The 12,138-nt window shown below is 47.0% G+C and carries 11 protein-coding genes; 8 read left to right on the top strand and 3 right to left on the bottom strand.

Translation table 11 applies throughout. From position 1 onward, the window contains the following. Positions 1 to 7: 7 nt before the first annotated feature. Complete coding sequence (gene petA / locus H7R39_RS10960) at positions 8 to 511, bottom strand: ubiquinol-cytochrome c reductase iron-sulfur subunit (protein WP_122873345.1); 504 nt, start codon at positions 509 to 511, stop codon at positions 8 to 10. Positions 512 to 841: 330 nt separating this feature from the next. On the opposite strand from petA, the gene H7R39_RS10955 reads away from it, so the two are divergent. Continuing rightward, the gene (locus H7R39_RS10955; protein WP_185899367.1) at positions 842 to 1,225 is read left to right on the top strand and encodes a VOC family protein; all 384 of its coding nucleotides are present in this window, start codon (positions 842 to 844) and stop codon (positions 1,223 to 1,225) included. 97 nt (positions 1,226 to 1,322) lie between these two features. Here H7R39_RS10955 and mnmG read toward each other — a convergent pair whose 3' ends face one another. Next, positions 1,323 to 3,188, bottom strand: a complete 1,866-nt coding sequence (mnmG, locus tag H7R39_RS10950; RefSeq protein ID WP_185899365.1) for a tRNA uridine-5-carboxymethylaminomethyl(34) synthesis enzyme MnmG — start codon at positions 3,186 to 3,188, stop codon at positions 1,323 to 1,325. Positions 3,189 to 3,574: 386 nt separating this feature from the next. On the opposite strand from mnmG, the gene H7R39_RS10945 reads away from it, so the two are divergent. Beyond that, positions 3,575 to 3,742 (top strand): preprotein translocase subunit YajC, encoded by a 168-nt coding sequence (locus H7R39_RS10945; protein ID WP_185899363.1) that lies wholly within the window; start codon positions 3,575 to 3,577, stop codon positions 3,740 to 3,742. A 9-nt stretch (positions 3,743 to 3,751) separates the two neighbouring features. Then, a complete protein-coding gene (locus H7R39_RS10940) occupies positions 3,752 to 5,311 on the top strand; it encodes a disulfide bond formation protein B (protein ID WP_185899361.1) in 1,560 nt (519 codons plus the stop codon). A gap of 268 nt (positions 5,312 to 5,579) precedes the next feature. Here H7R39_RS10940 and H7R39_RS10935 read toward each other — a convergent pair whose 3' ends face one another. Further along, on the bottom strand, positions 5,580 to 5,999 hold the full coding sequence (locus H7R39_RS10935; RefSeq protein ID WP_228724785.1) for a hypothetical protein: 420 nt from the start codon (positions 5,997 to 5,999) through the stop codon (positions 5,580 to 5,582). Between the two features lie 353 nt (positions 6,000 to 6,352). Here H7R39_RS10935 and H7R39_RS10930 point away from each other — a divergent pair, with 353 nt between their 5' ends. Genes H7R39_RS10930 through H7R39_RS10910 form a run of 5 tightly spaced genes read left to right on the top strand, consistent with a single transcriptional unit; the run spans position 6,353 to position 12,136 of the window. Beyond that, positions 6,353 to 7,099: a 4Fe-4S dicluster domain-containing protein gene (locus H7R39_RS10930; RefSeq protein ID WP_185899357.1), complete on the top strand. Its 747-nt coding sequence runs from the start codon at positions 6,353 to 6,355 to the stop codon at positions 7,097 to 7,099. Then, complete coding sequence (locus H7R39_RS10925; RefSeq protein ID WP_185899355.1) at positions 7,093 to 9,060, top strand: proton-conducting transporter transmembrane domain-containing protein; 1,968 nt, start codon at positions 7,093 to 7,095, stop codon at positions 9,058 to 9,060. The genes H7R39_RS10930 and H7R39_RS10925 overlap by 7 nt, the downstream gene beginning before the upstream one ends. A gap of 10 nt (positions 9,061 to 9,070) precedes the next feature. After that, positions 9,071 to 10,000 carry a respiratory chain complex I subunit 1 family protein gene (locus tag H7R39_RS10920; RefSeq protein WP_185899353.1) on the top strand — a complete coding sequence of 310 codons (930 nt, stop codon included), beginning with the start codon at positions 9,071 to 9,073 and terminating at the stop codon, positions 9,998 to 10,000. A 13-nt stretch (positions 10,001 to 10,013) separates the two neighbouring features. Then, positions 10,014 to 10,658 (top strand): hydrogenase 4 membrane subunit, encoded by a 645-nt coding sequence (gene hyfE / locus H7R39_RS10915; protein WP_185899453.1) that lies wholly within the window; start codon positions 10,014 to 10,016, stop codon positions 10,656 to 10,658. Positions 10,659 to 10,660: 2 nt separating this feature from the next. Then, entirely contained in the window at positions 10,661 to 12,136 is a 1,476-nt protein-coding gene (locus H7R39_RS10910) for a hydrogenase 4 subunit F (RefSeq protein ID WP_185899351.1), read from the top strand. Positions 12,137 to 12,138 lie beyond the last annotated feature (2 nt).

Here is a 12,138-nt window from a genome sequence, read left to right as displayed (position 1 = left end):
CCCCTCCTTACGCTTGAGCCGCTAGTTTTTCGTATTCGGGGCTGGTTTCGCCCAGAACGAGTTTCGTGCCGTCTATCTTAAACGGCGGTATGTCTAGCGGTCGAGGAGGAGGGCCGAAGGTATTTACGCCGTCTGCGTCAAATTCGCCTCCGTGACAGGCGCAAACGAAAACTTGTTTGCCGGGTTTCCACTCGGGAATACAGCCAAGATGCGTACAAAGCCCGATCGCGACCATATATCTAGCGCCCTCTACTACGATATCGCGCTTGTCGTTAGGCGCCATCGAAGCATCCTTTTTTAGAACGAATATCGGCTTTTTACGCCACTCGATCTGGCGCATCTCACCCTCTTTCATTGGGCTAAGATCTACAGTCGTAAATCCGGCCGCCTTTACGCTAGGAAGCGGGTCCCAGGTCTTTTTAACGGCTACGAGAGTCGCTGCGCCGCCGACTGCGGCTACCGCGCCAAACGCTAGACCGATAAAATCTCGTCTTTCTTGTTTTACGGACATTACTTTCCTTTCAACGGTTTTTGAAGAATAATCGAGATTATACTCTTATGAAAATTAAACTTTCATTTCTCCGTCAAATAGTTTAAATATTTAAATTATTTTTAAATAATCATTTACTATCTCGTATTTTTAAGGCTTTCGGAGGTAAAATTTGATTGCAAATTTGGCTTGGGCGATTAAATTTAACGGTTTGTAAGTCGGCTAAATTTAAATTCGGTTTTGATTTAGCCACACCGTAAAATTTGACGCCGAGCGGCTTTAAATTTACGCCGTCAAATTTGCCGTTTTAGCGGGCAATGCTTGGTTAAATTTGATTTAAAAGGAGAATTTATGCGTATCACTTCGATCGATCATATCGTTTTAACCGTCGCTGATTTGCAACGGACGCTTGATTTTTACGTGCGAGTGCTCGGTATGCGCGAGATTGATTTTGCAAACGGACGCAAGGCTCTGGCCTTCGGCTCGCAAAAGATAAATTTGCACGTAAAAGGCGAGGAGATTTTTCCAAACGCTCTAAACGCAAACGTCGGAACGGCCGATATTTGCTTGCTTACCGATACGCCGCTTGAGTCGGTTTTAGAGGAGTTAGAGGCTGCGGGTATCGCCGTAGAGCAGGGGGGGGTGGTGCCGCGAACGGGCGCGCTTGGAGCGATAAGCTCAATCTACGTGCGGGATCCGGACGGGAATTTGATAGAGATTAGCAGATACGATTAAATTTGACGGGTTTGGAAATTTAACGCCAAAGAGGCGAAGCGTTAAATTTAACCTCAAATTTAACGCCTGTCCTTGTTAAATAGCATTTTATCGCGGCTTACTGCGACTCCCTCGCGTTCATCTTTATATAAATATGTAAGATGTCTATCGCAGCAGGAGTCACGCCGCTGATCTCGCTAGCTGCAAAGAGCGTCGGCGGGGCGAACCTCTCGAGCTTTTCGACCACTTCGTTGCTAAGCCCGCTGATACCGCGGAAGTTAAAGCCTTCGGGGATTTTCACGCTCATCATATCTTTCATGCGGTCGATCTGCTTTTTTTGCTCGGCGATGTAGTGCTGGTATTTGGCTTCGGTTAAAATTTGCTCCAAGCTAGCCTCGTCAAGCGCCTCGAAAAACGGATCTAGCTTGCGCAGCTTTTCGCCAGTAAAGCTTTTCCTGGCGACGATTTTTTGCAGGGTCAAATTTTGGCTGATTATCTCCTCGTCAAGGCTAGCTAAAAGCTCCAAATTTCTCTTCGTCGGCGTGATCTGGGTGCCGTTTAGCAGCTCTAGCCCGCGAGTCAAATTTGACCTTATGGCTTCGATTTTCTCAAACGTCGCTTCGTCTAGCAAGCCAAGCTCGCGGCCGTATCCGCCCAGGCGTAACACGGCGTTATCTTCGCGCAGCAGTAGTCTATACTCGGCGCGGGAGGTAAACATGCGGTAGGGCTCTTTGGTGCCTTTGGTTACTAGATCGTCGATGAGAACGCCGATGTAGGCTTCGTCGCGGCGCAGGACGAACGGCTCTTTGCCATCAAGCGCAAGCGCTGCGTTTATGCCGGCCATCAGCCCCTGCGCGCCCGCCTCCTCGTAGCCCGTGGTGCCGTTGATCTGGCCCGCGAGATATAGTCCGCGCGCCTTTTTGGTCTCTAGCGTGTGTTTTAGCTCGGTAGGCTGGACGTAGTCGTACTCGATCGCGTAGCCGTGGCGCACTATGCGTGCGTTTTCAAAGCCTCTGACCGAGCGCAGCATCGCGACCTGCACTTCATACGGCAAGCTCGTAGAAAAGCCGTTGATGTAGTACTCCGTGGCCTCTAGCGTCTGCGGCTCGACGAAAAGATGATGCCTGTCGCGGTCGCCGAATCTATTTATCTTATCCTCGATACTCGGGCAGTAGCGCGGACCCACGCCCTCTATCTGGCCTGTAAATAGCGGCGCTTTGTCGAAATTTGAGCGTATGATGTCGTGCGTGGTAACGTTGGTGTAGGCGATGTAGCACGGCAGCTGCGTAGGTGCGAAGTCTCTCGTGCGGAAGCTAAAGGGGCTTGGGTCATCGTCGCCGCCTTGGATCTCAAGCACGCTAAAGTCGATGCTTTTGGCGTCCACTCGCGGGCAGGTGCCGGTCTTTAGCCGACCGACTTCTAGACCTAGTTCGCGCAGGCTATCGCTTAGATTTTTGGCGCTTAGCTCGCCCACGCGGCCGGCTTCTAGTTTGTTAAATCCGACGTGTATCAGCCCGTTTAAAAACGTGCCCGTCGTGATGATGAGCTTGCTGGTTTTATACTCGTTGCCTAGGTGGGTTTTTACGCCCGTGATTTCGCCGTTTTGGCTTAAAATTTGCGTTGCGATCTCTTGGCTGATTTCAAGATTTGGTGTATTTAGCAGTAAATTTCGCATATAGACGCGGTATCTATCCATGTCGATCTGAGCGCGGCTGCCTCGCACCGCGGGGCCCTTGCTCTCGTTTAGCACGCGAAACTGTATGCCCACGGCATCGGTCGTTAGCCCCATTTGTCCGCCTAGAGCGTCTATTTCTTTTACGAGGTGGCCTTTTGCTAGACCCCCTATTGCCGGGTTGCAGCTAGCCGCTCCGATCTGCTCGGCTAGGATGGTGATTAGCAGCGTTTTTTTGCCCATTCTTGCGGCGGCGAGGCTGGCTTCTATGCCCGCGTGGCCGCCTCCGACGACGATAATATCATAATTCATATTTAAATTTTCCTTGTCCTTAAAATTCGCGATTTTATCAAAAAACAGATAAAATATACAAAAATTTAAGGAAAGACGACTGGGAAATTTGGCTTAAATTTAGCTTCATTTGCCACCGCGCGAGCTATCTAAACTATCTAAAATACGCTTACGGGTTACAACAAATAGTTATATTTGAAATTTTACAAAAAAAGATCGTTATGCATTTTGCTGCCGCAAAACCTGAAATAGTATCGATATGAGTTTGATAAAATCTTGCGCGAGTTTTACTATGTCGAAGCTATAAATTTAAAATTTCGGGAAATTTTAAATTTACTCTCAAATTTTTTTATTTTTTACTATAATATTTTAAAGAGATTTTCAGAATTTTACCTCAAGGAGAGACGATGGAATTTTTAACACTCGTTTTGATCGCTGTTTGCATGTATGTGCTTATGTTTCGCCCGCAAAGGCAGCGGCTCGCGTTTGGCTTGTTCGGAGCGGCAAGCTTCGTTATGGTTGGCATGTGGTTTGTCTCGACATTTGGCTCGATATTCGGCTCGGGCAATTACTAGGAGGGCGCCGTGTGTTTTAGCGAAAAAAATTTTAATGCCTTGATGGCGACGGCGATTATGCTTATTTTAGTGATCCCTGTAGGCATTGCAAACGTCTGGCTGGGATACGTGGTGGGAGAAAGCCCGTGCGTGCTTTGCTGGTGGGAGCGCATAGGTATGATCTTGGTGGGGCTGCTCGGGCTTTTTATCCTCAGATACGGTCCGCGGCTCAGATACGTCGCGGCGGTCTTTTTCATCGCGGCATTCGGGATGCATATGGGGCTGAGACATCTTGGCAACTTCGTCCAGCTCGACGTAGATATGGGGCTCGGCGCATCGATACTGGGCGTGCGAACCTATACGTGGGCGGCGATCGTGTATTGGGCCGTCGTCATCGTAATGAGCCTCTTTTTGATATTTATCAAAAAAAGCGCGGAGCTAAATGCCGATTTTAGCGGGCAAAGAAGCGTGATCAAGCCCTTTAGCGCATACGGTAAGGTCGTTTTCTATCTCTCCTTCGCGCTTGTTATCTCAAACGGCGTGCAGGCGTTTTTTACAAACGGCATCCCGCCCTACGGCGGCAAAGCGCCCACCGATAGGATGAGTTTAAATTTAGCTATGAGCTCCAAAACGTGGGAAAGATACGTATGGGATAGGCTCAAATCCTTTAATCTCAAAAAGGATTATCCGCAAAGACCCTATATCCGCGGCGTATTCGACACGAAAAAATTTAATGAAAAATTTGCCGACGGTGCGGTGCTCGGCGCTCCAAAGCTACGGCTTTTAGGCACGAAGCAGATTGAGATAAAGATGAATAGAGGCGAGATGATAGCAAGCGTCTCATACGACGAGAAAAATCAAGAGTTCGCCCTTACTTCCTCGTATGCGGGTAGCTACTTCACGAAAGATCTTAAAAATTTCGATAAATTTGCGGTGCTTGATTATCAAAACAGCTGGAATCTGGGCCATACGACGGCGAGCGCCTTCGTAGGAGAGGACCTGCTTGTAATCGGTCAGAACAAGACCGCCTACGGGCTAAAAAGGCTCAAAGAGCCGATGGATAAAGTGATAGAGTATAGGACCTTTTTGCAAACCAGCGGCGATTACGGCAGCTACTTTGAAAAGGGCGTCGATAGATATACCAAGGACGGGCGCCCGTTTCTTACGATGATACGGGCTAAACAGGCGTATGCTTTGGCGTTTGCGGCGGATGAGAAGTTTATGTATATAATCAGCGCGCCCAACGATGTCGTAAAAAACGTCGTAATCGGCAAATTTTTAATAAGCGAACGCAAGCTAAGCGCCGAGGCGTATCTAAAGCCCGTCAAGGGGCTTGAGCTCAAGCAAAAGCGAAATTTTAAGGATTACTACGTCGTAGGGGCCGCGAGCGTAGGCGATCAAATTTTAGCCTACAGCAGAGAGTATAACACGCTGCTTAGCATCAATAAAAACAGCCTTGAGGTCGTGCAGGCCTACGAGATGCCGCAGATGAGCGAGCCTCATTCGCTCGCCGTCGGCGCGGATCGGCTCTATGTGCTCGGCTTTGAGGGCGGCAAAAATCTACTTTACGAGATAGAGCGCCCGTTTTGATCGCTGCAAATTTTAAAATTTATCCGCTGCTTGCGGATTAAACTCGCGATTGAGATGTGCTTTTTGACGGGGTCGCATAAATTTTTAAGACCCCGCGACGCTAAAAGGACGGCGGTAAATTTGAGTCGTTTTCAAGAGTGTATTTTAAGAGAATTTGAGAATCTCGTTTTTGTGAGGTTGCTTAAATTTTTTGTTTATCTACTTAAGGTATTGATATTTTGCACGCGGCGGGGCTTTTGAAATTTGCAAATTTAACCCCGCGTTAAAGTCAAATTTCCTTTGCTATCTTGTTCATCTTGGCAAAAATTTCCGCTCGCTCGCCGTCTTTTAGGTTGCCCATCTCTAGCTTCGTCATCATCTGCATAAAATCAAATTTCTTAAACATTTTCGCGGCCTCTTTGGCTTCGCGCTCGAGTTTTGCGTAGATTTGCGCTTCGTTTTCGTCGCGGGCTAAATTTCGTAAAAACGAGCCCGCCTCGCCGCCGTGAAATTTATCCGCGTCAAATTTACTCGCCGCACTGTTTGAGCTTGCTTTTTCGTTAAACTTATCTAGCATCTGGGCAAAATCGGTCAAATTTGTCGCCGCAAGCGTAGAGCCGGCTAAAAATTTATCGCCTTTTTGACCTTGAGCTACGCGGTTTGCTAAGGTCTTTAAAATCTCGTTTGAAGCGCCGTTTTTGATCTGCATTTTTATCCTTTTTATATTACTAGCAGCAAGTCCTAGCAAAAAGTGTTCCGTCAAATTTTAAAGGCTGCGATTAAATTTTGGCTTAAGCTTTCTGAGGTATTATAGGACTAAAACACTCTTTTTAGTGCATTAGATAGCCTATGCGTAATATTTTTATATTCGCATAAGTTTAATAAAGTACCTATTTTACAGTAAATTTAAAAATAAACTTAAAAATAAATAATTCATAAAAATTAATCTAAAAAATACAAAATTTGTCAGGCAAATGACGGAAATAAATTTCTAAAAGTAATACAATTAGCTCAAGATTTAAGAGAAATCAAGAATCGTAAAACAAGTAGAAAGGAGAATTTATGAAACAGCATAAATTTGTGATCGCCGATTACAAACGTTGTATCGGTTGCGCTACTTGCATGGCGGCCTGTTTTCGTAGCGCTTATGAGCGCGGTAAGCTTTCAAAAGCTAGACTAACAGTGCTACGTCAAGCAAAAGGCGTCATGCCGACGCAGTGTCGCCAGTGCGATGACGGTCCTTGCGCGAACGTATGTCCTACCGGGGCACTCAGGTTTGACGATAACTGCATCGAGCTTCACGAAGAGATTTGTATAGGCTGCAAACTCTGCACGATCGCTTGCCCTTACGGCGCGATAAGCTCGAGCGCGGAGCTCATGCCGTCCGTTAACTACGCGGTAGAGCCTAAGTACTACCTCGAGATCGAGAGCCAGGCGGGCGCGAAAAATACCGCGATCAAATGCGATATGTGTTTCGGGCGCGAAAACGGCCCTGCGTGCGTCGAGGTTTGTCCGACCAGCGCTATCATCATGGTCGATCCTCTACACAGCCGTCACAAGCTTGGCAACAGGATCGAGCAGGAGGCTGCGCAGGATTTCGTAAATAAAATTTTACGCGGAAGCGGAAATTTAAAAGAGCCTCACGTTTTAGCCGATATCGGCGCTCAGGACGTGGACGGCGAGGCTGACGTTATCGTTATCAACGAGCTTGACAAAACTCCTAGCGAGCAAGCAAGAGAGCAAGCGGCGTCAAATTCGCGCGCTATGAACGACGAAAATAGCGGCGCACAAGGGGGTGCGAGATGGTAGGCGTTTATCTACTTTTCTTATTTAGCGCCGCCGTTAGCATCCTGCTCTACGGCGCGCAAAAATCAGCCGTCAAAATCGGCTTTGGATTAAGCGCGATCAGCTGTTTTTACGCGCTTTGCTACTTTGTGGCCAACATGGGCGTTACGCAGGGCTTCGCTCTAGGCGGAGACTTTCTATACGCGCCTAAATTTGAGCTAACTCCGCTTGGAAATTTCTTTAGCTTCGTAGTCGTCTTTATCGGCTTTGCTAGTAGCGTCTACGGTATGAGCTACGCGGAGGAATATATCAAAAAAGCAAACGTCGGCGTTTTCGCCTGTTTGTTTAACCTTTTCATCCTTTCGATGCTTCTAGTCATCAGCGCAAACAACGTATTTTGCTTCGTCGTTTTGTGGGAGCTTATGACGCTTGTTTCGTCTTTCCTCATCCTAGTAAACGACGGCAAAGGCACGCTAAAAGCGGTGATGGTGTATCTTGGTATCGCTCAGGTCGGCGCGTTTTGTATCACGTGCGGACTGCTAGTCATGGCTCACTATGCGGGCAGCATGGAGTTTAGCGATTTTGCTCGCTTAAATATGCCTGCTGCGGTTAGCGTCGTCGTGTTTATATTATTCTTAGTAGGATTTGGTAGTAAAGCGGGTATGTGGCCTTTCCACGTATGGCTACCGATGGCTCACCCTGCTGCGCCTTCAAACGTCTCTGCTCTAATGAGCGGCGTTATGATAAAGGTTGCGCTATTTACTCTAGTCAAATTTACGCTTTTCTTACCGCTAAGCATATATTTTGGTCTAGCGGTTTTGATCCTGGGTGCTGCTAGCTCACTGTTTGGCGTTCTTTACGCTCTTTGTCAGCACGACTACAAAGCGCTTCTTGCCTATCACTCAGTTGAAAATATCGGCATCATCTTGCTTGGTCTTGGTACCGGTCTATACGGGCTAGCTGCAGGAAATAACACTCTTGCCGCGATCGGATTTTTAGCAGGATGCTACCACGTGGTTAACCACGCGATATTTAAAGGACTATTGTTCCTTTGCGCGGGTTCGGTTTTGCACGCTACGCACACCCGCGATATGGACGTACTAGGCGGCCTAGCTAAAAAGATGCCTTGGACATCTGTTGGTATGTTTATCGGTATTATGGGTATCGCAGCGCTTCCTCCTGTTAACGGCTTCGTGTCTGAGTGGTTTACATACCAAGGTATGCTTCAAGGCGCGCTAGAGCAGGGCATTTTCGTTAGATACGCCTTTACGCTTTCAGTCGTTGCGCTAGCACTTACGGGCGTGTTAGTCGGCATGCACCTTAAGCTTTATGCCGTAATCTTTGCGGGAACTCCAAGAGATAAGAAAATTTGGGACAACGCAAAAGAAAGCCCGATATTTATGGTGCTTGGCATGATCGTGCTAATGATAGGCTGCGTCGGATTTGGCGTCGGAGCGAACGTTGTCGTCGGCTACATAATGACGGCTGTAAATTCGATAGGCGGCGCAGGCGGTTACGTAGCTAGCCACGGTATAAATTTGACATCAAATTTAGGCAGTATCGTCTCTACTCCGTTAATCGCTATCATCTTATGTTCTACTATGGTTTTGCCTTTTGCGATTTTAGCTTTCATGAAAGCAAACCGCGAGAAACCTCGCGAGACAGATCCTTGGGCTTGCGGATTTAAATACAGCTCTCGCATGCAAATGACGGGCGGTCCTTTCACCGGCGATCTAAGACGCATAATGAACTGGCTGTTTAAAGGCGAGAGAAAAGTCGTAACCAAGGGCTATTTTAACCCGGTCGAATACCACAACCATCCAAAAGATATCTGGTGGGGGCTATTTTACGAACCAGTGATCGAGTGGAGCAAGAAAATAGCCGATAAAATAGGCATAATGCAAAGCGGCTACACCAATGTTTACGCGCTATATATACTCGTATATCTTTGCGCGATACTAGCGGTTAGCTACTTTTTGATATAGGGGGCGTGAGATGGAAATTTTACAGACTATATTTTTAATGATATTTCAAGTCGTCGTCATCGTCTTAGTCGCGCCGCTATTTGACGGTATGGCCAGAAAACTAAGAGCCAAACTGCAATCAAAACAAGGCAGCGATTTTTTCCAGACGTATCGCGACATCATAAAGCTATTTAGACGCGGCAGAACCGTGCCTGAGTGCTCTCACTGGGTATTTAGATGGGCGCCGTTTTTCTTATTTGCCACTTCGGCGGCGATACTAGCGGCTATTCCTATTACTTATAGCAAGAGCACGATTTTCGGAGCTTACTCCGATATTTTCGTGATCCTTTATCTAGGTGCGCTTTTGAGATTTGTTTTTGGCGCCGCATCTTTAGATAGCGGTAACCCGTTTGCGGCTACCGGCGGCGGTAGAGAGCAAACTATAGCCGTTTATGTCGAGCCTGTTATGATAATGTGCCTAATCGTCGTTATGCTAGCGGCAGGAACGTCAAATTTGGTCGAGATACAATCAATGGTAAAAAGCGGCCAGATCGGATATCAGATCCCAAGCTTTGCGGTTGCTTCGATCGCGTTTTTGTGGTGCATATACGTTGAGACGGGCAGAAAGCCTTTTGACCTAGCAGAAGCCGAGCAAGAGTTACAAGAAGGCTTGCTAGGCGAATACGCGGGTTCTGATCTAGGTCTAGTTCAAGCGGCGCTTATCTTAAAACAATTTGCGATGATAGGACTTTTCCTCGCGATTTTCGAGCCGTGGAACTTTAGCAATCCTTTCCTAGCCGTTATAATTTTCGTTTTAAAGGCGGGAGTGTTTTACGTAGCGGCCGTGTTTATAGACAACTTCGGACCGAGATTTAAGATGACTTCGTCCTTGCGTAAAAACGCGGTAGCCGCTCTAGCCATATCTTTCGTGGCTTTGACGCTTTACGTCGTGGGGGTGTGAGATGAATGCAGATATGACTATGTTAGACGCATTAGCTATCGGCATGATAGTAACGTCTTTGGCGGTATTTGGGCTACGTAACCTAAAGCTATCCGTCATCGTTTACGCGATCGAGACATTACTTTTAGTCGGTATATTTGCTATGTTGGCGTCTAAATTTAACGCGTCGCAGCTATCCATGTGGGCGGTAGTGGCGTTTTTTACGAAGGTTTTATTCGTACCGGCGATCTTGCTTTGGTTGATTAAAAAGCTTAACGTCGTTAGCGAAGACGAGCCTGTGGGCGGCTTTTTCGTAAGCCCTGTTATAGCGATGGGATTTTCTCTAGCCATAGCGATGAGTATCAACCCGATATTCCTTCAATTTTCGCTAATCCAAGAGAAAATAATGCTACTAGCCGCGGTTTGCGTGTTTATGATGGGAGTTTTCGGCTTTATGCTTAGAAACTCTTTTATCAAGCAAATTTTAGCCTACTGCCTTTTTGAAAACGGCATACATCTAAGCCTAGCGCTCATGGCTTACAACTCAAACGAGCTTGTCGAGCTTGGTATCTTAACGGACGCGATTTTCGCCGTTATCATCATGAGCGTCTTAGCTATCAGATTTTATAAAGCATACGGCAGCCTTGATACGTCTAAGGCTACGAATTTAAGGGGATAGAGATGGATAGTTTAACTTTGATATTAATTTTACCGCTTCTTGGAGCGATATTGCTATTTTTCTCTCCGAAAAATTACGCGACTTTGAGTTTGCTTCACGTTGCGGTTAGCGCGGTTACGTCTTTGGCGTTGCTATTTAACGTAAGCAAGGTTTTATCGGGCGGTACTTTTTACGCGCACGGTAAATTTTTGTTCCTAGATAGCCTTGGCTGCGTGTTTTTGGTGCTTATCGCGGTTACGGGCTTTTTGGTAAATTTGTACGCGACTCACTATATGAAATGGGAGCTCGAAGAGGGCCATATAAATTTGGACGCGCTTAGAAAATACTACGCGCTTAGCCACGTGTTTATCTTTACGATGACTCTAAGCGTCATCTGTAACAACGTTGCCTTTATGTGGGCTGCGATCGAGGCTACTACGCTTTCATCGGTGTTCCTAGTCGCGATCCTAAAAGATCAAAAATCAACCGAGAGCGGCTATAAATACATAGTCCTTTGCTCTATCGGCCTAGCGTTCGCGCTTTATGCGACCGTGCTTCTTTACTCTGCGACTTTTGCGGAGATAAAAGACGGCGAAACTGCGATGCTATGGACGGGCATAATGGCAAACGCTAAAAATTTGAGCCCCGACGTCGCAAAGCTAATCTTTGTCTTTGCGCTTATCGGATTTGGTACGAAAGCCGGCCTTGCTCCTACGCATACGTGGCTTCCGGACGTTCACGCCCAAGGCCCTGCGCCGATTTCGGCTCTGCTTTCAGGCGTTTTGCTAAAGTGCGCGATGTTAGCTCTTTTTAGATATTACGCTATCGCGGCTCAAGCTACGGGTATGGAGTTCGTTCAAAGCGTGATGATAATCTCAGGCCTTATTACTCTATTTGTCGGCGGTATATTCCTCGTTAGACAACACGACGTAAAGAGGATGTTTGCCTACCACTCTATCGTGCATATGGGCGTTATAGCCTTTGCATTGGGAGTCGGCGGACCTTTGGGGCTATTTGCGGCGATTTTCCACTGCTTAGCTCACAGCTTTACAAAAGCTCTTGCGTTTTGCTCAACGGGCAACATCGCTAGAATTTACGGTCACAAAGATATGACTAAAATGGGCGGTATGGTAAAGATTGCACCGATAACCACTATGATGTTCGGCGCTGCGGTTTGTTCGCTAGTAGGCGTCCCTGCGTTTGCGATATTCGTCAGCGAATATAACGTATTCGTCGGCGCTATAAACAGCGGTCAATATTTTAGCACCGCGCTATTTGCGATAGCTCTTGCGATCATCTTTATCGCGGACTTCTCGCACTTTAACATGGCGAGTTTCGGCGAGCCTAAAGCCGCGGTCGTTCACAATAAAGAGATGAGCATAGTAGAAAATTTACCGCTTATCCTGCTTTGCGCGCTAATCATAATATTTGGCGTTTGGCACGTAGAAAACTTTTACGCTCTAGTCAATGAGGGCGTCAAAATAATGATGGGAGTTTGAAG

It is taken from the genome of Campylobacter massiliensis (assembly GCF_014253065.1).
In the GTDB taxonomy this organism is placed as follows: Bacteria; Campylobacterota; Campylobacteria; order Campylobacterales; family Campylobacteraceae; genus Campylobacter_A; species Campylobacter_A massiliensis.
The sequence above is the reverse complement of the archived record's forward strand: the minus strand, read 5'-3'. Positions and strand labels throughout refer to the sequence as shown.

Excerpts from the sequence above, each read along its gene's own strand:
- mnmG (WP_185899365.1), bottom strand. The coding sequence starts at position 3,188 with ATGAATTATGATATTATCGTCGTCGGAGGCGGCCACGCGGGCATAGAA.
- hyfE (WP_185899453.1), top strand. The coding sequence starts at position 10,014 with ATGACTATGTTAGACGCATTAGCTATCGGCATGATAGTAACGTCTTTG.
- H7R39_RS10935 (WP_228724785.1), bottom strand. The coding sequence starts at position 5,999 with ATGCAGATCAAAAACGGCGCTTCAAACGAGATTTTAAAGACCTTAGCA.
- H7R39_RS10930 (WP_185899357.1), top strand. The coding sequence starts at position 6,353 with ATGAAACAGCATAAATTTGTGATCGCCGATTACAAACGTTGTATCGGT.
- H7R39_RS10910 (WP_185899351.1), top strand. The coding sequence starts at position 10,661 with ATGGATAGTTTAACTTTGATATTAATTTTACCGCTTCTTGGAGCGATA.
- petA (WP_122873345.1), bottom strand. The coding sequence starts at position 511 with ATGTCCGTAAAACAAGAAAGACGAGATTTTATCGGTCTAGCGTTTGGC.
- H7R39_RS10925 (WP_185899355.1), top strand. The coding sequence starts at position 7,093 with ATGGTAGGCGTTTATCTACTTTTCTTATTTAGCGCCGCCGTTAGCATC.
- H7R39_RS10955 (WP_185899367.1), top strand. The coding sequence starts at position 842 with ATGCGTATCACTTCGATCGATCATATCGTTTTAACCGTCGCTGATTTG.
- H7R39_RS10920 (WP_185899353.1), top strand. The coding sequence starts at position 9,071 with ATGGAAATTTTACAGACTATATTTTTAATGATATTTCAAGTCGTCGTC.
- H7R39_RS10945 (WP_185899363.1), top strand. The coding sequence starts at position 3,575 with ATGGAATTTTTAACACTCGTTTTGATCGCTGTTTGCATGTATGTGCTT.